The following is a 20,871-nucleotide window of genomic DNA, read 5'->3' as shown; positions in this document are numbered from 1 at the left end:
GGCCCATAGCTAAGCTCGCGCCAAAGCGTATCGGGGGATCGTCGTCGATGAAGTTCATGTTCCGGACCGCCCAGGTCGCCGTCCTGGCCGGAGCCTCGCTGGCGGCCTGCGATCGAGCCCCGCCGCCGGTCGAGCTGACCGGCAAGGTCAAGGAGGTCGTGGACCGCACCAAGACCACCCGGGCCACCTACGCCGTCTACAATTGGAACGAGGAGTCACGCAGCGGAACCCCGGTCCTGGAATGGGGGGCGGAATTCCACTCGGGCGATAAGCATCGGGTGGAGACGCCACGAGATCGCGTGATCGCCGACTGCAAGGCGCAAACCGGAGCAGCGCTATCGCTGACCACGGGCAAGACGGTCGAAGGCCCCTTCGTGGCCCGCGCGGCCTGCGGCATCAACACCAACAAGGCCTTCCTGGCGATGGCCTGGCAGGGGCAGGTCAAGACGCCGTTCGGGACAGCCGATCATGTCCGCCTGGTCGACAAGGACGACATCCGCACCTACGACGTCACGCAGGCTGGCGTGATCGTGCGCTCGACCTACGCCCAGAACAGCCCCGAGGGTCGGCTCGGTCTGTCGTCGGAGGCGGTCAGCGTCCTCTCCGAACTGCCGGCTACGGACATGTTCGACAAGGCCTCGCTGGCCAGGAGCTATGTTCCAGACCGCTTCAAGACGGCGCCGAACCTCTAGGCAGGCGGCCGATAGGACCCTCTTGGCGACAGGAACGCCCGCTCGTCGATCCATTGCCAAGCTTCGAGCGATCCCGGCATATCCACGACATGAGTATCGACAAGACCACCGCCGTCGGGATGTCCAAGCTTCTGTCGTTCTGGCTGCGGCATCGGCCCGACGAGGGGAACCTGGTCCTGGACGGCGAAGGCTGGACGCCGGTCGAGGCCGTGCTGAAGGCGCTGGAAAAGGCCGGCCAGCCCGCCTCCTCGGAAGCCCTCCGGCACGTCGTGGACACCAGCGAGAAGAAGCGCTTCGAACTGTCTCCGGACGGCGCGCGCCTGCGCGCCCGGCAAGGCCACTCCCTCGAGGTGCAGGGCGATTGGGTCGCCGCGTCCCCGCCCGAGGTGCTGTTCCACGGCACGGTCGAGCGCTTCCTGCCCGCCATCCGCCAGGAGGGCCTGCGGCCGATGGCGCGGCATCACGTCCACCTGTCGCCCGACATCGACACCGCGCGCCAGGTGGGCGGCCGCCGGGGCGACGCCGTCATCCTGCGGGTGTCGAGCGGCGACATGGCCCGAGCCGGCCATGCGTTCTTCCGGACAGGGAACGGGGTCTGGCTGACCGCGGCCGTGCCGCCGGAATTCCTGGAAGGCGCTTGAGCGGCGAGGGCCCAGGCCGACACAACATCACCCACTCGAAACGATCCCGCCGCGAAATGACCTTGGTCGCGCCGTTGCGAAGCCCGGTTCGGATCCCAATCTCTTCTTCGACGCGGACAACCCGGCTCCTCCCCCCGGCCGGCCCCAGCGTCCTGCAAGCGCAGCGTCCGTGCCCTCCCCCCTCGGCACGGGCGCTGTTTGCGTTCAGGGCCAGCCTTGGCAAGCCCGACCTTGGTCGGCGCCTCTTTTCCCTGGTAACGCTACCACGTCGCGCTATCCTGCGGCCCGACACCCTCGCCCGCGCCGAGAGCGGAGGGTCGCGCGGGAGTGAGACGATGATGCGAGCCCTGGCTTGCGCCCTGATCCTGCTGTCCGGCGGAACGCCGTGCGTCGCCCGGGCCGAGCCCGCCCGGCCGCCCATCGTCTCGGTGTCGCACCTAGCGGTCCATGCCGCCGACCCGGCGAAAAGCGAGGCCTTCTACGTCCGGGGCCTGGGCGCGGTGAAGGGGCCCGATCCCGAGAACCCCGCCGGCGCGCGCTACTATTTCAGCCCGACCCAGTTCGTCGAGGTTCTGCCCCTGCCGCCCGGTCCGTCCCGGATCGACCRGTTGGACCACGCCGCCTTCAACACCGCCGATGCGGAAGGCCTGCGCCGCTATCTCGAGGCCAAGGGCGTGGCCGTCCCGGCCAAGGTCGAGACCGGGGCCGACGGCGGCCGCTGGTTCGACGTGGTCGATCCCGAGGGCGTGAAGGTCCAGTTCGTCCAGCCGCCGGCCAAGCCGCCCGCGATCGCCGTCAATCCGCTGTCCAGCCGCATCATCCACGTGGGCTTCATCGTCCATGACCGGGCCAAGGCCGACTCCTTCTATCGCGGCGTCCTGGGTTTCAGGCCCTACTGGTTCGGCGGCATGAGCGACGACAAGCCCAGCTGGGTGTCGCTGCAGGTGCCCGACGGTTCGGACTGGCTGGAATACATGCTGGTCGCCCCGCCCGACGGCCGGGGCCCGCCGCCCGGCATGAGCCAGGCCACGGCCGGGGTGCTGGACCACTTCTCGCTGGGCGTCCCCGACACGCGGCTGGCCTACACCCTGCTGTGGAACGGCGACCGCCTGGAGGGCCAGAAGGAGACGCCCAAGATCGGCCGCGACGCCAAGTGGCAGCTGAACCTGTTCGATCCCGACGGCACGCGGGCCGAGATCATGGAGTTCCACGCCATCGGCAAGCCCTGCTGCTCGCCGTTCACCGCCGACGATCCCAAGCCATGACCATCTCCCCCCAGCACGAAAGCCGAAGGAGCCCCCATGCCCAACCGCCCTTCCCGACGCGACCTGATCGCCGCCGCCGGCGTGGCCGCCGCCCTCGCCCCCGTCGCCGCCAAGGCCCAAGCCCAGGAGCCCGCCATGCCCGCCTCCGACAAGATCGGCTTCGCCATCGTGGGCCTGGGCAAGCTGAGCCTGAACCAGCTGATCCCGGCCCTGAAGATCGCCAAGGGCGCCAAGCTGGCGGCGGTGGTCAGCGGCCATCCGGAGAAGGCCAGGCGCGTGGCCGCCGAGAACGGCCTGCCGGCCGACGCGGTCTACAGCTACGACGACTACGACCGCATCGCGAAGGACCCGCGCATCCAGGTCGTCTACATCGTGCTGCCCAACTCGATGCACGCCGAGTACACGATCCGCGCCTTCAAGGCCGGCAAGCACGTGCTGTGCGAGAAGCCGATGGCCACCACGATCGCCGACGCCGAGGCGATGATCGCCGCCGCCAAGGCCGCCCAGCGCCACCTGATGATCGCCTATCGCTGCCACTACGAGGCCCAGAACCTGGACGTCATGCGCCGGCTGCGGACGCGGTCGATGGGCAAGGTCCGGCAGATCAACACCACCATGGGCCGGCAGGCCGACCTCTCCGACCCGTCCGACGTCTGGCGGCTGGACGGCAAGCTGTCGGGCAACGGGGCCCTGGGCGACATGGGCGTCTACGGCGTCAGCGCCGCCCGCTACCTGCTGAACGAGGAGCCGGTCGCCGTGCAGGCGTGGGCCCAGACCGACCGCAACGATCCGCGGTTCAAGGAGACCGAGGACCTGATCAACTGGCAGTTCCGCTTCCCCTCGGGCGTGATCGCCAACGGCTCGACCTCGTTCGCCTACGCCCCGACCATGGCCTTCGAGGTGATCTGCGAGCAGGGCCGGCTGGTCGCCGACCCGGCGGCCTTCTATGGCGGCAACCGCCTGACCGTGGTCAAGGGCGGCGCGGCCCAGCCGCCGGTCCCCGCCCCGGCCGGCGACCAGTTCGCCCGCGAGATGGACTGGATGGCCGACGTGGTGCGCGGCAAGGCGCCGATGGTCTCGCCCGGCGAGGAGGGGCTGCAGGACATGCGCCTGATGCAGGCGATCCTGGAGTCGGCGGCCAAGGACGGGGCGACCGTGAAGACGGACTGGGGCTACCGGCGGGCGGTGGACCCGGCGGCCGTGGTGGATGTGGCGAAGGCCTGACCAACCGGGGACATGCGCTCGCGCGTGTCCCCAAATCTGGCAGTGCGTCTGGTGGGGACACGCCCAAGGGCATGTCCCCGCGCGGCGTCACTTCCCCCGCAGCAACCGCCACCAGCTCTCCGCCAACTCATCCAGCAGCGGCTCCAGCGGCGCGGACGCCCGCTGGACCACCATCACGTAGGACAGCCGCTCGAACTGGACGAGCTGCATCAGCATCCGCGTGCGCGCTGCCGGCAGGTCCTCCGCCGAGAACCGGCCCAGGTAGTTGGGCATGGCGTCGATGAACAGGTTGATGAAGCGCAGATAGTCGTCGGCCAGGTCGGGGTCGGCGACATTGGCCTCGGTGGCCACGGCCAGCAGGTTGCGGCGCTCGTCGGTCTGCTCGGCCATGCCCTCGGCCAGCCAGGCGCGGACGTCCTCGAGGGTCGGGTCCGGGATCGCGTCCAACGCCGCGAAGGTGGCCTGGATGTTGGGGACCAGCCGGTCGCCGATGGCGTTGGCCACGTCCTCCTTGTTGCGGAAGTGCAGGTAGAAGGTGGCGCGATTGGCGCCGGCCTCGGCGGCGATCTGCTCGATGGTCACGGCGCGGAAGCCCCGCCGGCCGAACAGGGCGACGGCGGCGTCGATCAGCCGCTCGCGGGTCAGCTGGCGCTGGGCCTCGCGCAGGCCGCCCGTCTTCTCCGCCGCCGCTCTCGCCAAACTTCCCTCCGTCCGTTCCCGCCATTTCTGCCACGCCCCCCGATTCGACGCTAGTCGATTGACACGACACCTGTCGTCTGAACTACTTCGGCCGGCCACGCGGCGAAGTTCGCGGGCCCGGGACCAGGGACAAAAGGGAAGAAGCGCATGGCCATGCAGCTCGTCAGCGAGACCGCCATGGACGGGATCGAGGGGCCCGGCGCCCCCACCCTGTTCCCCACCCTCGACGGGGTGGACCTGTCCAACATCGAGCAGTTCACCCGCGGCCAGCCCTATGGCGACTTCGCCAAGCTGCGGGCCCAGGCCCCGGTGATGTGGCACCCCGAGCCCTATGGCGGTCCCGGCTTCTGGGCGATCACCCGCCACGCCGACATCATGGCGGTCGAGGCCGATCCCCAGACCTTCTCGTCGCGCAAGGGCGGCATCCTGATGGCGCACGGCGATCCGCAGAAGCGCCACGCCCTGCTCTACCGCGCCTCGATGGACACCATGATCAACCTCGACGGCGCCGAGCACATGCAGCTGCGCCGCGAACACATGCCCTATTTCACCCCGGCCTATCTGCGCGCCCTGACCGAGACCGTGCGGACCGAGATCGGCCGGCTGCTGGACGAGATGGCGCCGCTGGGCCGCTGCGACCTGGTCGAGATGTTCTCGTCCAAGCTGCCGCTGTTCACCCTGTGCGAGATCCTGGGCGTGCCGCCCGAGGACCGCGGCAAGTTCCTGAAGTGGATGCACTTCCTGGAGATGGCCCAGGACATGGCGCTGAAGCAGGCCCTGGCCCCGATCACCCCGACGCTGGAACTCATGCAGTTCGTCCAGGACTTCAACACCAACGTCGAGGAGATGTTCGAGTACGGCCGCACCATGCTGCTCAAGCGGCGGGCCGATCCCCAGAACGACCTGATGAGCGCCATCGCCCGCGCCCAGGTGGACGGGACCCTGCTCAGCGACGAGTACCTGGACGGCTCGTGGCTGCTGATCGTGTTCGCCGGCAACGACACGACGCGGAACACCCTGTCGGGCACCATGAAGCTGCTGACCGAGTTCCCCGACCAGAAGGCCCGGCTGGTGGCCGACCCGTCGCTGATGGGCGGGGCGGTCAACGAGTTCATCCGCATGGTCAGCCCGGTGATCTACATGCGCCGCACGGCCACCCGCGACGCCGAGATCGCCGGCCAGGCCGTCCGCGAGGGCGAGAAGGTGGTCATGTACTACGGCGCGGCCAATCGCGACGAGGCGGTGTTCGCCAATCCCGACCAGTTGGACATCACCCGGCCCAACGCCGACAAGCACATCGCCTTCGGCTACGGCCCACACGTCTGCATCGGCAAGCGCGTGGCCCAGATCCAGCTGGAGGAAGCCTATCGCCAGATCCTGGGCCGCTTCCCCGACATCCGCTGGACCGGCGAGATCGACATCGCGCCCAACAACTTCGTCCACGCGATCAGCAAGCTGGAGGTCGAGTTCACGCCCGGCGGCCGGGCCTAGGCCATGCTGACCCGGGGCGACGACTACCCGATCCACCAGACGGCCGAGCCGGTGGCCTATGCCGGCACCGACCGCAATTTCTACGACCGCTACTTCTTCAACGGCTATGAGCCGACAGGTGATGGCGACGCCATGTTCGCCGCCGCCTTCGGGATCTATCCGCACCTCAACATCGCCGACGCCGCCTTCTGCTGGATGAAGGACGGCCGCCAGGTGAACCTGCACGCCAGCCGCTGGCTGGAGATGGAGCGAATGGACCTATCGGTGGGGCCGATCGCCATCGAGGTGCTGGAGCCCCTGCAGCGCCTGCGGATCACGGTCGAGGCCCCCGACCAGGGGATCAGCGCCCAGATCACCTTCGAGGGCCGGTCGTTCCCGATCGAGGAGCCGCGCTTCACCCGCCGGATCGGGCCGCGCACCCTCTTGGACTACACCCGCCTAACCCAGAACGGCCGCTACGACGGCTGGATCGAGGTGGACGGGGTGCGCCGCGACGTTTCCGGCTTCGTCGGCACCCGCGACCGCTCGTGGGGCGTGCGGCCGATCGGGGCGCGCGATCCCCAGGAGATGGCCCCGCAGGTCCTGCCGCAGTTCTTCTGGCTGTGGACCCCGTGCGTGTTTCCGGACGGCGACCTCTTCTTCCACACCAACGACGACGAGCACGGCCGGGCCTGGAACCGGCGGGCGGTCTGGGCGCCGCTGGGCTCGGGCCGCGACGGGGCCACCGACTTCGACGACGTCGACTACGGCGTCGACTGGCGCGCCGGCACGCGGCACGCGACGCGGGGGACGATCCACCTGCCGGACGGCGGCGAGGTCGACATCGCGCCCCAGGCCGAGTTCTTCATGCTGAGCCTGGGCTATGGCCATCCGGTCTGGGGTCATGGGCTGAACCACGGCAAGCTGAAGGTCGAGCGCGAGGACCTGGTGCTGGCGGACGTGGACCGCACCCTGCCCTTCCACCTGCACGTCCAGGCCCTGTCGAAGGTGACCTGGCGGCGTCCTGACGGTTCGACCCAGGTCGGGCGCGGGGTGTTCGAGCAGCTGGCCCTGGGCCCCCACGCGCCGTCGGGCTTCAAGTCCATCCTGGACATGGCTTCGTGAGGGGGGCTCCATGAGCGACCTGAAGGCGGGGCTGGAGGCCTATCTGACCGACCTGTGGGGCGCGCCGACCTCGGTCTCGAACCTGTCGCGCATCCCCGGCGGGGCCAGCCGCGAGACCTATCGCCTGGACGCCGACACGGGCGGGGTGACGCGCGGCATGATCCTGCGCCGCGATCCGCCCGGCAGCCTGATCGAGACCGACCGGCGGCTGGAGTTCCTGGCCTACCGCACCGTCCACGGCCACCTGCCCGTGCCCCAGGCCGTGGCCCTGGAGGAAGGCGGCGGGCCGCTGGAACGGCCGTTCTTCCTGATGGAGCGCATCGACGGAGGGACCGTGCCCTCGCCGTTCGTGTTCGATCCCTATGCCGAGCACGCCGCCGCCCTGGGCGCGCAGTTCTTCACCACCCTGGGCAAGCTGGCCGCCCTGCCGCACGAGGGGACGCCGATCCGCGAGGCCGCCGAGGCGCCCGCGCCGGAGGACTGCTGGCGCATCGCGCTCGACCATTGGTCCGGCGTGATCGAGGCCGACGAGCAGCATCCGCAGCCGATCGTCCGCGCCGCCATCCGCTGGCTCTATCGCCACCCGCCGCCGCCGGCCCAGCGGGTGTCGATCGTCCACGGCGACTACCGCACCGGCAACTTCATGCACGACGGGGCCGGGACGATCCTGGCGATCCTGGACTGGGAGATGGCCCACCTGGGCGACCCGATCGAGGACCTGGGCTGGGCCTTCGATCCGCTGTGGAACCACTTCGACGAGGGCAAGGTCGGGGGCCTGGTCCCGCAGGCCGACGCCATCGCCCTGTGGGAGGCGGCCAGCGGGCTGACGGTCGATCCCAAGGCCCTGGCCTGGTGGTCGCTGTTCAACGCCGTGAAGGGCCAGGCGATCTGGACCTCGGCGGCCAAGGAATATCGCGACGGCGGGTTCACCGATCCGATCCTGGCGATCTCGGGCTGGTACACCGCGCGGCGGCACGACGTGATCCTGGCCAAGCGGCTGGTCCAGCTGGAGGGCGTCTGATGACCCCGGCCCTGCCCGACATCCTGCGTGGAAACTTCATGGCCCTGGCCATCCCTGGCCCGCCCGAGCAGCAGGGCGAGTTCATGACCGGCCGCGTGGGGGTGATCGCCCTGCTGTCGCTGCTGGCCGCCCAGGAGGTGGAGCGCGGGACCCAGGCGCGGGTCTGGGAGAACGCGGCCATCGCCGCCGTCCTGGCCGAGGCCGCCGACGTCTACGGCGTCCAATATACCGAGATCGCCTCGATCGAAGCCGCCGACCTATCGCTGGAGGCCTTGGACCGGGCCAACGCCGCCCTGCGCCGGGGACTGATCGCCCTGCACGAGGCCGTGGAGGCGGCGGGCGACCTCCTGCGCCATCGGATGATCGTGGGGCTGTATGGCCAGATGGCCGAGAAGCGGAACCTGGAGCTGCCGCCGTTGCCGGCGCGGTGACTCCCCCGTCCTCTCGGCCATCGACCGAAGGGTCTTAGCCCTTCTTGCCCTTGTCGAGCTTGACCTTGGAGGTCTTGAAGCGCGCCTCGTCGGCCGGCGTGAGGCGGAAGCCGCCGGTCACCATGCCCATGCGCACGGTCTGCTCGACATAGTAGGTCTCGCCCGGCTCGACCTCGAGCCGCAGACGGTCCTCGGCCTTGTTGACCGCCATCGGGCCGGTGATGTTGTAGCTGTGGATGCCCGGCTCGACGTCGAGGATGAAGGCGCCGCCGTTGGGCAGGTCGCCCAGGCGTTCCGCGTCCTTGGCCGGCTTGCCGTCATCGCCCACCTCGACGATGTGGTAGGTGTAGATCGCGCCCGGCAGACGGCCCGGACGGAAGAAGTAGATGCGGCCCTTGCCGGCGGTGCTGTCCGCGGCGGCCGGCGCGGCGTCCGACGCCGGAGCGGCGGCGGGAGCCGGAGCGGCTTCGGCGGCCGGAGCGGCCGGCGCGGCTTGCGTGGCGTCCTGGGCGAAGGCCGAAGCGCCGTAAGCGAGCGAAAGCGCGGCCCCAGCCGCGATCAGATACTTTTTCACTAGAACGTCCCTGTTTGTTCAGTCGTGGGTGAAGGCGTTGTCGCGCTGACCGGAAGATCCAGGTCTTCGGCCAGTCGAACCGTGGCGCGCGCGCCGGCGGGGATCTGGATTTCCCCGCCCTGGATGAAGACCGCCGCGACGCCCGCATAGGGCACCAGCAGCACGCCGGTCGCCAGGTCGACCCGGCTCTTGCCGGACGCCAGGAGGGTCATCCCGCGGATGCGGACCTGCTTGCCGTTCAGGTCCAGATAGCGGGCCGAGATGATCAGCTTGCCCTGCCGGCCGCCCATGCCCGCGCGGGCGACGTCGATGACCTCGCCCTGGCCGGTGGCGCCGGGGGCGATCAGGTCGACGCCCTGGCTGGAGATCGGCTGGGCCAGGCGGATCGCGAATCGGTCGCCCAGTTTGCTGGTGGTCGAGCTCAGCGGATCGACCAGCTCGACCTCGACCTGAGTCCCGGCGGGCAGCTTCAGCGTCCGCGGCGCGGCCGGGGCCTCGGCCGCCGGCGGCGTCTGCGCCTGGGTTTGCGCCTGGATCTGCGTTTGCGTTGGAGCTTGAGTTTGCGTCTGCGCGGCGGCCGCTGTCGCGGCGCTCGGCTCGACCTGGGCCATGGCGGCAGGCGCCAAGGCGTACATCAGAATGGCGATCGCCAGCATTGTATTCGTCCCCCCGAGCTTGGCCGTAGCATGGGGTTCCAGGATCGTAAAGGTTGTTGGACGCCCAGGGCGCGAGCGACAAACTTCGGCTCATAAACCTCATGAGCCCTAGCCAAGTTCGCGCGCCCGCCCCATCTGCCACGCGCGGCTTCGCTCCGGGAGGGGGCGGACGCAGCCCAGGAATCCCATGGCGATCATTTCCGTTTCCGGTCTGACCAAGACCTATGCTTCGGGCCACCAGGCCCTGAAGACCGTCGATCTCGAGATCCGGAAGGGCGAGATCTTCGCCCTGCTGGGTCCCAACGGGGCCGGCAAGACCACGCTGATCAGCATCATCTGCGGCATCGTCAATCCCAGCACCGGCACGGTCACCGCCGACGGCCACGACGTGGTCAAGGACTACCGCGCCGCCCGGACCAAGATCGGCCTGGTGCCCCAGGAGCTGAACACCGACGCGTTCGAGACCGTCTGGGCCACCACCCGGTTCAGCCGCGGCCTGTTCGGCAAGCCCCGCAACGACGCCCATATCGAGAAGGTCCTGCGCGACCTGTCGCTGTGGGACAAGAAGGACGCCAAGATCATGACGCTGTCGGGCGGCATGAAGCGGCGGGTGATGATCGCCAAGGCCCTGAGCCATGAGCCGACCATCCTGTTCCTGGACGAGCCCACCGCCGGCGTCGACGTCGAGCTGCGCCGGGACATGTGGGAGATGGTCCGCAAGCTGCGCGAAAGCGGCGTCACCATCATCCTGACCACCCACTACATTGAGGAGGCCGAGGAGATGGCCGACCGGATCGGGGTGATCAGCAAGGGCGAGATCATCCTGGTCGAGGACAAGGACGTGCTCATGCGCAAGCTGGGCAAGAAGCAGCTGACCCTGCAGCTGCAGAGCMCGCTGGAGGCCGTGCCCGCCAAGCTGTCGGACTACGCCCTGGAGCTGGCCGCCGACGGCCACGAGCTGATCTACACCTTCGACGCCCAGGCCGAGGAGACCGGCATCGCCGGCCTGCTGCGCCGGCTTTCGGAGGAAGGCGTCGACTTCAAGGACCTGCACACCAGCCAATCCTCGCTGGAAGAGATCTTCGTCAGCCTGGTGAGGGACGCGAAATGAACATCCACGCCATCCAGTCCATCTACCGCTTCGAGATGGCCCGCTGGTTCCGCACCCTGGCCCAGAGCGTGATCTCGCCGGTGCTGTCGACCAGCCTCTATTTCGTGGTGTTCGGCTCGGCGATCGGCTCGCGCATGCAGGCCATCGACGGAGTCAGCTACGCGGCCTTCATCATCCCCGGCCTGGTCATGCTGTCGCTGCTGGGCGAGAGCATCTCCAACGCCTCGTTCGGCATCTACATGCCCAAGTGGGCCGGCACGATCTACGAACTGCTCTCGGCCCCCGTGTCGTGGATCGAGACGGTGATCGGCTATGTGGGCGCGGCGGCGACCAAGTCGGTGTGCCTGGGCCTGCTGATCCTGGCCACGGCCCGGGTCTTCGTGCCCTACGAGATCGCCCACCCGTTCTGGATGCTGGGTTTCCTGGTGCTGACGGCGGTGACGTTCAGCCTGTTCGGCTTCGTGATCGGGGTCTGGGCGACGGACTTCCAGAAGCTGCAGATCGTGCCGATGCTGGTGGTCACGCCGCTGACCTTCCTGGGCGGCAGCTTCTATTCGATCAGCATGCTGCCGCCGATCTGGCAGAAGATCACCCTGTTCAACCCGGTGGTCTATCTGGTCAGCGGCTTCCGCTGGAGCTTCTACGGCGTGTCGGACCTGAACCCCATCGTCAGCTTCGGCGCCACCCTGTGCTTCCTGGCCGCCTGCCTGACGGCGGTGTGGGCGGTGTTCAAGACCGGGTACCGGCTGAAGGTCTAGGCCTAAAAGAACCCTCTCCCAGAGGGAGAGGGCGGGGCCCGCCGCGCAGCGGTGGGAGGGTGAGGGGTTACACCCTCACTTATTTCGCACGAACGCCCTGCCGGCGCGCCGTCTGGCGTTTTAACCCCTCACCCTCCCATGCTTCGCATGGGTCCCTCCCTCTCCCTATGGGAGAGGGATACGGGTCACCGCACCGTCAGCACCGCGCCCTCGACGGCCACGACCTGCACCTTCTGACCCGCCGCGGGCTCCACGCCTTCAGGCGCCACGGCGGCCCATTCCTTGCCGTCGACGAACACCCGGCCCTTGCCGTTGGCGAAGCCGTCCAGGGCCTCGCCGTCGCGGCCGACCAGGCGCAGCGACGGGTCGTTGAGGTCGGGATTGCCGGCGTCCAGCACCGGCCGCAGGAAGCGCCGGGCCAGGTAGGTGGTGGCGATGGTCAGGGCCGCGAACAGGCCCAGCTCGACCGGCAAGCCGGGCTGGACCGCCAGGGTCAGCAGGCCCACCAGCAGGGCGCTGGCGGCCGGCCACAGCAGCCAGCCGGTGCCGGTGGCCACCTCGACCGCCAGGAACACGGCCGCGACCGCCAGCCAGACCCAGAACGGATGGCCGGCATAGAACTCCATCAGGCCGTGCATGGCGTCAGCCTCCGCGCTTGGGCGTCGGCGGCACGGCCGGACGCGCCCCGCCGCCGTCGCTGCCGCCCAGGGTCTTCACCAGCTCGGCGACGCCGGCCACGGTGCCGGTCAGGCCCGCGAAATCGGCCGGCACGATCACCGTCTTGGCGTTGGGCGAGCGGGCCAGGTCGCCGAAGGCTTCGACGTACTTCTGGGCGATGAAGTAGTTGATGGCGTTGACGTCGCCCTTGGAGATGGCTTCCGACACGAAGGCCGTCGCCTTGGCCTCGGCCTCGGCTTCACGTTCGCGGGCCTCGGCGTCGCGGAAGGCGGCTTCGCGGCGGCCCTCGGCCTGCAGGATGGCCGACTGCTTCTGGCCTTCGGCGCGGGCGATCTGCGACTGCTTTTCGCCCTCGGCCTCGGTGATCACAGCGCGGCGCTCGCGCTCGGCCTTCATCTGGCGGGCCATGGCGTTGGTGATGTCGGACGGCGGCGTCAGGTCCTTGATCTCGATCCGCGCCACCTTCACGCCCCAGGGGCCGGTGGCGTGGTCGATGGTCGACAGCAGCCGGGTGTTGATCTGGTCGCGCTGGCTGAGCACCTCGTCCAGCTCCATCGAGCCGACCACGGTACGCAGGTTGGTCTGGGCCAGCTGGGTGATGGCGTACATCAGGTTGTCGACCCGATAGGCGGCCTGCGAGGCGTCCATCACCTGGATGAAGACGATGGCGTCGACCTTCACCGAGACGTTGTCCTTGGTGATGACCTCCTGCTGGGGCACGTCCAGCACCTGCTCCATCATGTTCACCCGCCGGCCGATGCTCTCCATGAACGGGGTCAGGATGCTGATGCCGGGCTTGAGCGTGCGGGTGTAGCGGCCGAACCGCTCGACGGTGAACTMGCGCCCCTGGGGCACGATCTTGATGACGTTCACGACCAGGAAGATCGCCAGCGCCACGAGCACCAGCGGAACCAGATAAGACAGCACTTCAAAAGCCTCCCACAACCATTGGAAGGCAGCCTAGCGCCTGGCTCAGTTCTCCGCCACGGAATCCGGCGCCGCTTGATCGGGCGCGGCGCGGGTCACCATCGACTGGGACAGCTTGGCGGCCAGGGCCTGACCCTTGCGGGCGACCTGCTGCTCGGCTTGGCGGCTGGCGTCGTCGCACTGCGGGAACTGGCCCTGGCGGGCGGCGAAGCCGGTGTTGAACCGTTCGCGCAGCTGGGCGTCGAAGGCCTGGTCGGCCTTCTCAACCTCGGTCAGCCGGACCATGCGCGAGCGCCAGTACTGGTCGCCACCGCCCTCGCAGACCTGCCGCAGGGCGTGGCTTTCGCCCAGGGTGAAGGCCAGGTCCAGCAGGGACTGCCGCTCGGTCGGACCCCGATCCTGGGCGACGGCGGCCCCGCCCCCGAACAGGACGGCGCAGGCGAGCAAGGCGTTGAGCGGCAGGCGTTTCATGGACGGCACTATCTCCGCTGGCCGCGCCGTTGTCACGGTTCCGCGCGCCTCACGCGAACCGTGCGGATGCACAAAAAGACTCGAACAGGCCTTGCGATGGCCACGGATCGGAGCGACCCTGTGGATAACGTGGGGAACAACACGCGCAGGGAGGCCGATATGGCTGAAGTGCATTACGGCRTGGTTCGCGTCGGAGAAACCTGGGCCATCATCGGCGACCAGTTGCGCGTGGGCGCCTACGCCACCCGCCGCCAGGCCGAGACCGCCGCCCGCCGCCTGGCCGAACAGGTCACCGGCGTAGGCCTGCCGGTCCGCATGCACCTGCAGGACGACACCGGCCAGCTGCACCAGCCGACCTTGCTGAGCTGATTTCGGCTTTCCGTTTTCTGATTTCGCCCTTCCCCTCAGGCCGCCTCCACGTCCCCGCCGTCGTCGCCGCCGTACAGGAAGCCCCGCACGGCTTTCAGCACCTGCACCACCGAGGCCACGAAGCCGATCACCGAGGCCACGACCTGGAACATCGCCCACACCGCAGTGGCCAGCGGGCTTTCGGTGAACAGCGAGACCAGCGGGTAGATGATCTGGCTGACGGCGATCCGGAAGCCGGCATAGGCGGTGGAATATTCGATCACCGCCCCGCCGATGGCCGCCACGACCAGCACCGCCAGGACCGGGGCCCACAAGAGCGGCAGCACCAGCAGCAGGCCCAGGGCCGTGACCAGGCTCTTGGTCGCCAGGCCGGCCCGCGACAGCGCCGTGGCGCCGACCCCGTAGGCCATGGCCGCGCCCAGCAGGACGAAGGCGGTGGGCAGCACCCAGTCGGCCACGTCCACCAGGTCCAGCCCCGCCACCAGGCTGCCTCCGGCGGCGATGATCAGCACCAGCAGGAAGCCGCCCAGCCACAGAGCGCTGTACTGGCTGAGGCGATGCCGGATGACGGCGCGGTCCCGCATGTCGTCTCTCCCCCCCAAGAGCCCTGGGTTAACCAAGCTGCGCCGGACGGTGACTCGGAACCCGGCCGGCGTCGACAGGAAACTGATCGCCCCGTCGCGCGCTATCGTCTCAACGAGCTTGACTGGCCTCCAGGAGGCGACCATGGCCGACACCGCCGAAATGGCTGTCGCGAATACGATCCCCCCGCCGGGCTGCGCGGGCAACCGCCTGCTGGCCGCCCTGCGCCCCCATGACCTGGCGCTGCTGGCGCCGTATCTGACGCCGATGACCCTGTCCGTCGGCCAGACCCTGTTCGACGCCGGCGAGGACGTCGTGACGACGGTCCTGCCCTGCTATTCGACCATGGCCTCGCTGCTGGTGGTCACCCGCGACGGCGACGAGATCGRGGTCGCCTCGATCGGCCGCGAGGGCGCGGTCGGCGGCATCGTCAGCGCCGGCTTCAAGCCCGCCTACGGCCGCGCCGTGGTCCGCATCCCGGGCGCCGCCCTGGGCATCCCCACCAACCGGCTGGAGGAGGCCAAGCTGCGCTCTCCGGCCCTGGCCGACCTGTTCGCCCGCTACGCCGACGTGCTGCTGGCCCAGATGATGCAGTCCTCGGCCTGCAACGCCCTGCACAGCATCGACCAGCGCATGTGCCGCTGGCTGCTGTCGACGCACGACCGCGCCAACGACGCCACCATCCGCCTGACCCAGGAGACCCTGGCCGACATGCTGGGCGTCCAGCGGACGACGGTCACGGCCGTGGCCAAGGCGCTGCAGGATGAAGGGCTGATCCGCACGGGGCGCGGGCGGATCGAGATCCTGGACCAGCCGAGGCTGGAGCGGCGGGCCTGCGAGTGCCATGCCCAGGTCGAGGCGCACTTCCAGCGGATGCTACCCGAGGTGAAGACCTGAGGGTTTTCGGCGGCTAGTACTTGCCCCCTACGGATCGCTTCGCGATCGTCTTCCCCCACAGGGGGAAGATGGGCGCCGCGCTCGCGGCATTCGCCCCCTATGGGGGCGGACAGACCGCGTAGCGGTCAGGTGGGGGCAAGTCAGTGAGCCACTAACGCCGCTGTCCGCCCAATCGCCGCCTCCGCCTCCGCCATGATCCGCCGCACGATCTCCTCCGCCGGCAGCACCTCGCGTACGCCTCCCGCGCTCTGGCCCATGGCGAAGCACGACCGGTCCGGGTCCAGGCCCTCGATCTGACCGCCGATGCCGCCCATGGCCCCGGCCTGGATCGAGGCGATGGCCTGCTGCGGGAAGGGCAGGATGTCGGCGGGGCGGGACTCCCAGTCCTCGACCCAGGCGTTCTTGCGCACCCGCATCGGCTTGCCCGAATAGGACCGGGTGCGGACGGTGTCCTCGTCGGACGCCTCGACCACCGCCTGGCGATAGAGGTCGCCCGCATGAGCTTCGGTCGAGGCGATGAAGCGGGTGCCCATCCAGACGCCCTGGGCGCCCAGGGCCAGGGCCGCGGCCAGGCCGCGCCCATCGAACAGCCCGCCGGCCGCCACCACCGGGATGTCGACGGCGTCCACGGCCTGGGGGATCAGCGCCAGGGCGCCCACCAGGCCCGTATGCCCGCCGCCCTCGCCGCCCTGGCAGATCACCGCGTCGCAGCCGGCCTGCTGGGCCTTCACCGCGTGCTTCACGGCCCCGCAGACGACCATGACCTTCAGCCCCGCCCCCTTCAGCTTCTCGATGATCGGCAGGGGCACGCCCAGGCCGGCGACGAAGGACGAGGCCCCGCCCTCGATGATCGCGTCGACCGAGGCGGTCAGGGCGTCGGGCGTGGCGGCCAGCAGGTCGACGCCGAACGGCTTGTCGGTCAGGTCGCGGACCTGGGCCATCTGCAGGCGGATGAAATCCGGACTGGTGCCGGCCATGCCCAGCACGCCATAGCCCCCGGCGTTGGACACGGCCGCCGCGAGCTGGGCGTACGAGACCCCGCCCATGCCGGCCAGCAGGATCGGATGCTCGACGCCGAGCAGGTCGCACAGCGGGGTGTGCAGGGTCATGGGGTCTCCTCCCGGGCTTGTTCGCCGCCTTTCGGGGGAGGATGGGCGCTGTTTCAGAGGGCGCAAAGCGTGCCGCGAGGGAATGACCCCCTCTCTCTTAGAGAGAGGGAGGGGCCCGCCGCGAAGCGGTGGGAGGGTGAGTGGTTACGAGCTCTCAGAACCGGATTCAAACGAAGACGGTTCGGGAGCGAAGTCCTGTTGGGAGCGAGCCTGACGCCTCCAAGAAGCGCGACGGAAAGCACGGGGAATTTCCGGCGGAGGGTGAAACCACTCACCCTCCCACGCCTTTGGCGTGGGCCCCTCCCTCTCTCAAAGAGAGAGGGGGCCAGGTCGCCTAATTCCGCCGCAGGACGTCCGGCTGCGCCTMGGCTTCCGACGTCCAGAAGCAGGCCGCCATCGAGGTCAGGATCATCGCGATCAGGGCCAGCATGCCGCGCGGCGGCGTCAGGCCCACGATGTCTTGCGGGGTCATCTCTCGTTTCCTCTGGCGACGCCCGGATCTTTCGCCCGGGCTGTCGACAGGGAAAGCTTCTCACCGGCCCGGAGGTTCCGCAAGTCCCTTATTTATAACGGGATTTCGTGGACCCAGCCGTCCAGTTTTCGCACCGTGATCAGAAGATCGAATAGGCCCCGTCGATCACGAAGGTGTCGCCCGAGTGGTAGCTCGAAGCATCCGAGGCCAGGTAGACGGCCACGCCGCCGAAGTCGGCGGGCTGGCCCCAGCGGCGGGCGGGCACGCGCGGGATCACCTTCTCGGCGAAGGCCGGGTTGTCCTGGGCGCCCTGGGTCATGTCGGTGGCGATCCAGCCGGGCAGGATGGCGTTGGCCCGCACGCCCCAGCGGGCGTGCTCGACGGCGACCGACTTCATCATCGAGATCACCGCCCCCTTGGTGGCGGCATAGGCCTCGTTGCGGGCCGCGCCCTCGATGGCGGCCAGCGAGGCGATGCCGACGATCGAGCCGCCCGGGTCGCCGCCCTTGGCCCGCTCCACCATGTGCCGGCAGGCCTCGCGGAAGGTGAAGAACACCCCGTCCAGATTGACCGCCAGGGTCTTGCGATAGACCTCGGTCTTCATCTCCACGAAGCTGGGCGCGCCGTAGCCGACCCCGGCGTTGGCGAAGACGCTGTCGACCCGGCCCAGGGCGGCCACGGCCTCCTCCATGCCCTCGCGGACCTGGTCCTCCTGGCTGACGTCGACCACCTGGGCCTTGACCCGGGTCCCGTACTTGAGGAGCTCGGCCTCGGCGGCCTGGTTGCGCTCGGCGTTGCTGCCCCAGATGACGATGTCGGCCCCGGCCTGGGCCAGGGCCGTGGCCATGCCCAGGCCGATGCCGCGATTGCCGCCGGTGACCAGGGCCGTGCGGCCGGTCAGGTCGAAGGGTTTGTAGGCCATGCGCGTTTCGCTCCCGAACGTTTGTTTGAGAGGAGCGGGTGTGGGGCTGAACGTCAAGGCTTCCGCAGCGAACACTTGCCCCCTACGGACCGCTTCGCGGTCGTCTTCCCCCAGAGGGGGAAGAGGAACGGACCTACCGCCCCGGCATCGTCCCCGGGCGGATGTACGGCAGCACGTGGGCCACATAGTCCGGCTTGCCCAGGGCCACGCCCTTGTGGCGCAGGATGTCGTAGGCGGTGACCAGGTGGAAATAGAACTGCGGCAAGGCCCAGTCGCGCAGGAACTGCTCGCCGGTCATGTCGAAGACGATGCCGTTGGGCATGACCAGCTCGATCGCCCGCTCGGCGGCCCCGTCGAAGGCGCTCTCGGGCGTCGCCGCCAAGCCATCGACCGTCGCGGCGATCAGCGCCTTCAGCGCCGCGAAGCCGGGCTCGACGTCGGCCAGGTCGGGCGGCGTCTTGCCGGTCAGGCGCGCGACCGTCTGGCGGGCCTGGTGGCAGGTGAACCGCACCTGGTCCGACAGCGGGAACATGTCGGGCGCCAGCCTCGCGTCGATCAGGTCGGCCGGCTGGAGGCCTTGGGCGGCGGCGAACGCCTCGCCCTTGTCGAGCTGGCCCGACAGGTTGCGCAGCATCTGAGTGAAGGTCGGGATGGCCAGGGTGTGGAGAGTCATGGCGGGGCTTCCTCTTTTCGAGGAACATGGCGTCAGCGCGGGACGAACGCCAGCGTTMGGCGCCTCATGGGGGTTATCCGATGATGTTCACCAAGCGGCTGCGGGAACCCGTCATGCGGGGCGAGATCACCTGCAGCGTCCGCATCTGGCAGAGCCCCCGCGTGAAGGCCGGCGGCCGCTATCCGCTGGGGCCGGGCGCGATCCACGTGACCGCCATCCGCCAGATCGGCCTGGACGACATCACCCCGGCCCTAGCGCGCCGTTCCGGCTTCCAGGGCGTGGTCGATCTTCTGAAAGTGGCCAAGCACGGCCCGGGCCAGAACGTCTATCTGGTGGAGTTCGAATACGAGGCGTGACGCTCCGCGGGCGCTAGCCGCCGAACCGCGCGAACGTCTCGGCGATCACCTCGCGCGTCACGTCCCACTCGACCATGGCCAGCGCCTCGTCCAGCGACACGAACCGCGCCTCGGCCGCGTCGTCGCCGGCCACGGGTTCGCCGCTGACCCACCGGGCGGCGTAGTCGATCATCACATAGTGCCGCGTCGTTTCACCGGTGGTGCGCGAGGTGAACAGGCCGTCGACCACGTCGACCAGGCCCAGCAACTGCGCCCGCACCCCGGTCTCCTCGGCCAGCTCGCGCAGGGCCGCCACGACCGTGGTCTCGCCGCGCTCCAGACGTCCGCCGGGCAGGCTCCATTGGCCCAGGCGCGGCGGGGTGCCGCGCTTGATCAGCAGCACCTGGTCGCCGCGCAGGCAGATCACGCCGACGGTGGGGACGGGATATTCGGCGGCGGACGCGGCGGGTTGGACGGCGGAAGCGGAAACCATGCGGGGTCAGATACGCCCCGGGCGGGTCGGGTGGAAGACCTCTCCGCCCGGGGACATGCCCTTGTGGCGTGTCCCCATCAGCAAACGCCGCGCCAGGACTTGGGGACACGCCGCGCGGGCATGTCCCCGGCCCCGCTACGGAACCCCGTCCTTCGGATCGAAGCTCGAGCTGACCCCCACCTGGGTCAGGCAATGGCCCAGCCAGTCGTCGGCCGCCTTGCGCCCGCGTTCGCGCAGGTCGGTCAGGAAGCTCCATTCGGTGTCGAACTTGCTGCCCAGCGACAGGTCGGCCAGGGCCTTGTCGGCGGTGATGGCGTGCATCAGCATCCGCCGGTAGCGGCCGCGGGCGGTGTCCTTCAGCAGGCCCTCGTCCAGCAGCTTGCGTACGAAGCCGATGGCCCGCAGCTCGCTGGCCAGGGCGGCGTTGAAGGTGATCTCGTTCAGCCGGTCCATGATCTCGCCCGGGGTCTTGGGCGTCTCCTCGCGGACGAACGGGTTGAGGCTGACCAGCAGGATGTCGTCGGGCGTGTCGTCGTAGAACAGCGGCCACAGGGGCGGATTCGCGAGAAAGCCGCCGTCCCAATAGGGCTCGCCGTCGATCTCCACCGCCTGGAACACCTGGGGCAGGCAGGCGCTGGCCATGATGTGGCGGGCGGTCAGCTCGGTCTCGCGGAACACCTTGGCCTTGCTGGTGCGCACCTGGGTGGCCGCGATGTACAGCTTGATCGGCGAGCGTTCGCGTAGGGCCTTGAAGTCGATCTCGCCTTCCAGGGCGTCGTGCAGAGGGTTCAGGTTGAACGGGTTGAACTCATAGGGGCTCATCGACAGGGCGAAGGTCTCGGCCAGCCGCCAGCCGGGGCTGTTCTTGATCCAGTCGGCCCCGCCGGCGAAGGCGCTGGTCCAGATGCTGGTGTCGCCGAACACGTTGCGACCGCCGTTGCGGTTGACCTGCTTCCAGAACCGCTCCAGCCGCGCCTTGGCCCCGTCGCGGCCGCCGTCGATCAGGCCCTGGGCCAGGCAGACGGCGTTCATCGCCCCGGCCGAGGCGGCGGTCACCGCCAGGATGTCGAGGTCCTCCTCCTCGAGCAGGCGGTCCAGCACCCCCCACTCGAACGCCCCGTGCGAACCGCCGCCCTGCAGGGCCAGGCTGATGGGCTTGGGGCCGGAAGGCTTCTTCTTGAACGGACCGATGGGCATGCGGACTCCGTCATACGATCGGGGACATGCCCTCGCGGCGTGTCCCCATCAGAAAGCGCCGAGCCAAGGCTTGGGGACA

At 69.3% G+C, this 20,871-nt stretch carries 26 protein-coding genes; 13 read left to right on the top strand and 13 right to left on the bottom strand.

Going from position 1 to position 20,871, the window contains the following annotated elements; genetic code table 11:
- The first annotated feature begins 47 nt into the window (after positions 1–47).
- From AC1U89_RS21460 to AC1U89_RS21445, 4 genes are all read left to right on the top strand, one after another.
- Positions 48–692, top strand: coding sequence for a hypothetical protein (locus AC1U89_RS21460; protein ID WP_479901665.1), 645 nt, complete (start codon positions 48–50; stop codon positions 690–692).
- Positions 693–781: 89 nt separating this feature from the next.
- Positions 782–1,333, top strand: coding sequence for an RNA 2'-phosphotransferase (locus AC1U89_RS21455; protein WP_479901664.1), 552 nt, complete (start codon positions 782–784; stop codon positions 1,331–1,333).
- A 335-nt stretch (positions 1,334–1,668) separates the two neighbouring features.
- Positions 1,669–2,598, top strand: a complete 930-nt coding sequence (locus AC1U89_RS21450; RefSeq protein ID WP_479901663.1) for a VOC family protein — start codon at positions 1,669–1,671, stop codon at positions 2,596–2,598.
- A gap of 36 nt (positions 2,599–2,634) precedes the next feature.
- On the top strand, positions 2,635–3,822 hold the full coding sequence (locus AC1U89_RS21445) for a Gfo/Idh/MocA family protein (RefSeq protein ID WP_479901662.1): 1,188 nt from the start codon (positions 2,635–2,637) through the stop codon (positions 3,820–3,822).
- Positions 3,823–3,909: 87 nt separating this feature from the next.
- On the opposite strand, the gene AC1U89_RS21440 is transcribed toward AC1U89_RS21445, so the two are convergent.
- On the bottom strand, positions 3,910–4,521 hold the full coding sequence (locus AC1U89_RS21440) for a TetR/AcrR family transcriptional regulator (protein ID WP_479901661.1): 612 nt from the start codon (positions 4,519–4,521) through the stop codon (positions 3,910–3,912).
- A gap of 153 nt (positions 4,522–4,674) precedes the next feature.
- Between AC1U89_RS21440 and AC1U89_RS21435 the strand changes: the two genes are divergently transcribed.
- The 4 genes from AC1U89_RS21435 to AC1U89_RS21420 are packed head-to-tail and all read left to right on the top strand — an operon-like array spanning position 4,675 to position 8,568.
- Complete coding sequence (locus AC1U89_RS21435; protein ID WP_479901687.1) at positions 4,675–6,012, top strand: cytochrome P450; 1,338 nt, start codon at positions 4,675–4,677, stop codon at positions 6,010–6,012.
- 3 nt (positions 6,013–6,015) lie between these two features.
- On the top strand, positions 6,016–7,116 hold the full coding sequence (locus AC1U89_RS21430; protein WP_479901660.1) for an Rv3169 family protein: 1,101 nt from the start codon (positions 6,016–6,018) through the stop codon (positions 7,114–7,116).
- Between the two features lie 10 nt (positions 7,117–7,126).
- Positions 7,127–8,137: a phosphotransferase family protein gene (locus tag AC1U89_RS21425; RefSeq protein WP_479901659.1), complete on the top strand. Its 1,011-nt coding sequence runs from the start codon at positions 7,127–7,129 to the stop codon at positions 8,135–8,137.
- Positions 8,137–8,568: a hypothetical protein gene (locus tag AC1U89_RS21420; RefSeq protein ID WP_479901658.1), complete on the top strand. Its 432-nt coding sequence runs from the start codon at positions 8,137–8,139 to the stop codon at positions 8,566–8,568. Before AC1U89_RS21425 ends, AC1U89_RS21420 begins: the two co-directional genes overlap by 1 nt.
- A 34-nt stretch (positions 8,569–8,602) precedes the next feature.
- Here AC1U89_RS21420 and AC1U89_RS21415 read toward each other — a convergent pair whose 3' ends face one another.
- Positions 8,603–9,142 (bottom strand): hypothetical protein, encoded by a 540-nt coding sequence (locus tag AC1U89_RS21415; RefSeq protein ID WP_479901657.1) that lies wholly within the window; start codon positions 9,140–9,142, stop codon positions 8,603–8,605.
- On the bottom strand, positions 9,142–9,798 hold the full coding sequence (locus tag AC1U89_RS21410) for a hypothetical protein (RefSeq protein ID WP_479901656.1): 657 nt from the start codon (positions 9,796–9,798) through the stop codon (positions 9,142–9,144). Before AC1U89_RS21410 ends, AC1U89_RS21415 begins: the two co-directional genes overlap by 1 nt.
- A gap of 187 nt (positions 9,799–9,985) precedes the next feature.
- Between AC1U89_RS21410 and AC1U89_RS21405 the strand changes: the two genes are divergently transcribed.
- Entirely contained in the window at positions 9,986–10,909 is a 924-nt protein-coding gene (locus AC1U89_RS21405) for an ABC transporter ATP-binding protein (protein WP_479901655.1), read from the top strand.
- Entirely contained in the window at positions 10,906–11,667 is a 762-nt protein-coding gene (locus AC1U89_RS21400) for an ABC transporter permease (RefSeq protein ID WP_479901654.1), read from the top strand. The genes AC1U89_RS21405 and AC1U89_RS21400 overlap by 4 nt, the downstream gene beginning before the upstream one ends.
- 185 nt (positions 11,668–11,852) lie before the next feature.
- Here the strand turns inward: AC1U89_RS21400 and AC1U89_RS21395 are convergent, their stop codons facing one another.
- The 3 genes from AC1U89_RS21395 to AC1U89_RS21385 are packed head-to-tail and all read right to left on the bottom strand — an operon-like array spanning position 11,853 to position 13,743.
- Complete coding sequence (locus AC1U89_RS21395) at positions 11,853–12,305, bottom strand: NfeD family protein (protein ID WP_479901653.1); 453 nt, start codon at positions 12,303–12,305, stop codon at positions 11,853–11,855.
- A gap of 4 nt (positions 12,306–12,309) precedes the next feature.
- Complete coding sequence (locus tag AC1U89_RS21390) at positions 12,310–13,269, bottom strand: SPFH domain-containing protein (protein ID WP_479901686.1); 960 nt, start codon at positions 13,267–13,269, stop codon at positions 12,310–12,312.
- 48 nt (positions 13,270–13,317) lie between these two features.
- On the bottom strand, positions 13,318–13,743 hold the full coding sequence (locus AC1U89_RS21385; RefSeq protein ID WP_479901652.1) for a TIGR02301 family protein: 426 nt from the start codon (positions 13,741–13,743) through the stop codon (positions 13,318–13,320).
- Positions 13,744–13,902: 159 nt separating this feature from the next.
- On the opposite strand from AC1U89_RS21385, the gene AC1U89_RS21380 reads away from it, so the two are divergent.
- A complete protein-coding gene (locus tag AC1U89_RS21380; RefSeq protein ID WP_479901651.1) occupies positions 13,903–14,112 on the top strand; it encodes a hypothetical protein in 210 nt (69 codons plus the stop codon).
- Between the two features lie 35 nt (positions 14,113–14,147).
- Here the strand turns inward: AC1U89_RS21380 and AC1U89_RS21375 are convergent, their stop codons facing one another.
- On the bottom strand, positions 14,148–14,696 hold the full coding sequence (locus AC1U89_RS21375; protein ID WP_479901650.1) for a hypothetical protein: 549 nt from the start codon (positions 14,694–14,696) through the stop codon (positions 14,148–14,150).
- Positions 14,697–14,838: 142 nt separating this feature from the next.
- Between AC1U89_RS21375 and AC1U89_RS21370 the strand changes: the two genes are divergently transcribed.
- Positions 14,839–15,591 carry a Crp/Fnr family transcriptional regulator gene (locus AC1U89_RS21370; protein ID WP_479901649.1) on the top strand — a complete coding sequence of 251 codons (753 nt, stop codon included), beginning with the start codon at positions 14,839–14,841 and terminating at the stop codon, positions 15,589–15,591.
- A 140-nt stretch (positions 15,592–15,731) separates the two neighbouring features.
- Here the strand turns inward: AC1U89_RS21370 and AC1U89_RS21365 are convergent, their stop codons facing one another.
- The 4 genes from AC1U89_RS21365 to AC1U89_RS21350 form a co-directional block, all read right to left on the bottom strand.
- Positions 15,732–16,700 carry an NAD(P)H-dependent flavin oxidoreductase gene (locus AC1U89_RS21365; protein WP_479901648.1) on the bottom strand — a complete coding sequence of 323 codons (969 nt, stop codon included), beginning with the start codon at positions 16,698–16,700 and terminating at the stop codon, positions 15,732–15,734.
- 334 nt (positions 16,701–17,034) lie between these two features.
- Complete coding sequence (locus AC1U89_RS21360; RefSeq protein WP_479901647.1) at positions 17,035–17,172, bottom strand: hypothetical protein; 138 nt, start codon at positions 17,170–17,172, stop codon at positions 17,035–17,037.
- Positions 17,173–17,311: 139 nt separating this feature from the next.
- Positions 17,312–18,094 (bottom strand): SDR family NAD(P)-dependent oxidoreductase, encoded by a 783-nt coding sequence (locus AC1U89_RS21355; RefSeq protein ID WP_479901646.1) that lies wholly within the window; start codon positions 18,092–18,094, stop codon positions 17,312–17,314.
- A 133-nt stretch (positions 18,095–18,227) separates the two neighbouring features.
- Positions 18,228–18,767 carry a DUF1993 domain-containing protein gene (locus AC1U89_RS21350; protein WP_479901645.1) on the bottom strand — a complete coding sequence of 180 codons (540 nt, stop codon included), beginning with the start codon at positions 18,765–18,767 and terminating at the stop codon, positions 18,228–18,230.
- An 80-nt stretch (positions 18,768–18,847) separates the two neighbouring features.
- Here AC1U89_RS21350 and AC1U89_RS21345 point away from each other — a divergent pair, with 80 nt between their 5' ends.
- Positions 18,848–19,123: an ASCH domain-containing protein gene (locus AC1U89_RS21345; RefSeq protein ID WP_479901644.1), complete on the top strand. Its 276-nt coding sequence runs from the start codon at positions 18,848–18,850 to the stop codon at positions 19,121–19,123.
- A gap of 13 nt (positions 19,124–19,136) precedes the next feature.
- On the opposite strand, the gene AC1U89_RS21340 is transcribed toward AC1U89_RS21345, so the two are convergent.
- Both AC1U89_RS21340 and AC1U89_RS21335 read right to left on the bottom strand, forming a co-directional pair.
- Positions 19,137–19,595, bottom strand: a complete 459-nt coding sequence (locus AC1U89_RS21340; protein WP_479901643.1) for an NUDIX hydrolase — start codon at positions 19,593–19,595, stop codon at positions 19,137–19,139.
- Positions 19,596–19,730: 135 nt separating this feature from the next.
- A complete protein-coding gene (locus AC1U89_RS21335) occupies positions 19,731–20,792 on the bottom strand; it encodes a patatin-like phospholipase family protein (protein WP_479901642.1) in 1,062 nt (353 codons plus the stop codon).
- Between the last annotated feature and the right edge of the window lie 79 nt (positions 20,793–20,871).

Source organism: Caulobacter sp. 05T431 (assembly GCF_056665975.1).
Note: the sequence above shows the minus strand (reverse complement) of the source record. Positions and strands in the feature narration are given on the sequence as shown.

Coding starts and splice junctions, on each gene's coding strand:
- AC1U89_RS21460 (WP_479901665.1), top strand. CDS start 48: ATGAAGTTCATGTTCCGGACCGCCCAGGTCGCCGTCCTGGCCGGAGCC.
- AC1U89_RS21455 (WP_479901664.1), top strand. CDS start 782: ATGAGTATCGACAAGACCACCGCCGTCGGGATGTCCAAGCTTCTGTCG.
- AC1U89_RS21445 (WP_479901662.1), top strand. CDS start 2,635: ATGCCCAACCGCCCTTCCCGACGCGACCTGATCGCCGCCGCCGGCGTG.
- AC1U89_RS21435 (WP_479901687.1), top strand. CDS start 4,675: ATGCAGCTCGTCAGCGAGACCGCCATGGACGGGATCGAGGGGCCCGGC.
- AC1U89_RS21430 (WP_479901660.1), top strand. CDS start 6,016: ATGCTGACCCGGGGCGACGACTACCCGATCCACCAGACGGCCGAGCCG.
- AC1U89_RS21425 (WP_479901659.1), top strand. CDS start 7,127: ATGAGCGACCTGAAGGCGGGGCTGGAGGCCTATCTGACCGACCTGTGG.
- AC1U89_RS21420 (WP_479901658.1), top strand. CDS start 8,137: ATGACCCCGGCCCTGCCCGACATCCTGCGTGGAAACTTCATGGCCCTG.
- AC1U89_RS21410 (WP_479901656.1), bottom strand. CDS start 9,798: ATGCTGGCGATCGCCATTCTGATGTACGCCTTGGCGCCTGCCGCCATG.
- AC1U89_RS21400 (WP_479901654.1), top strand. CDS start 10,906: ATGAACATCCACGCCATCCAGTCCATCTACCGCTTCGAGATGGCCCGC.
- AC1U89_RS21395 (WP_479901653.1), bottom strand. CDS start 12,305: ATGCACGGCCTGATGGAGTTCTATGCCGGCCATCCGTTCTGGGTCTGG.
- AC1U89_RS21385 (WP_479901652.1), bottom strand. CDS start 13,743: ATGAAACGCCTGCCGCTCAACGCCTTGCTCGCCTGCGCCGTCCTGTTC.
- AC1U89_RS21375 (WP_479901650.1), bottom strand. CDS start 14,696: ATGCGGGACCGCGCCGTCATCCGGCATCGCCTCAGCCAGTACAGCGCT.
- AC1U89_RS21365 (WP_479901648.1), bottom strand. CDS start 16,700: ATGACCCTGCACACCCCGCTGTGCGACCTGCTCGGCGTCGAGCATCCG.
- AC1U89_RS21355 (WP_479901646.1), bottom strand. CDS start 18,094: ATGGCCTACAAACCCTTCGACCTGACCGGCCGCACGGCCCTGGTCACC.
- AC1U89_RS21350 (WP_479901645.1), bottom strand. CDS start 18,767: ATGACTCTCCACACCCTGGCCATCCCGACCTTCACTCAGATGCTGCGC.
- AC1U89_RS21345 (WP_479901644.1), top strand. CDS start 18,848: ATGATGTTCACCAAGCGGCTGCGGGAACCCGTCATGCGGGGCGAGATC.
- AC1U89_RS21340 (WP_479901643.1), bottom strand. CDS start 19,595: ATGGTTTCCGCTTCCGCCGTCCAACCCGCCGCGTCCGCCGCCGAATAT.
- AC1U89_RS21335 (WP_479901642.1), bottom strand. CDS start 20,792: ATGCCCATCGGTCCGTTCAAGAAGAAGCCTTCCGGCCCCAAGCCCATC.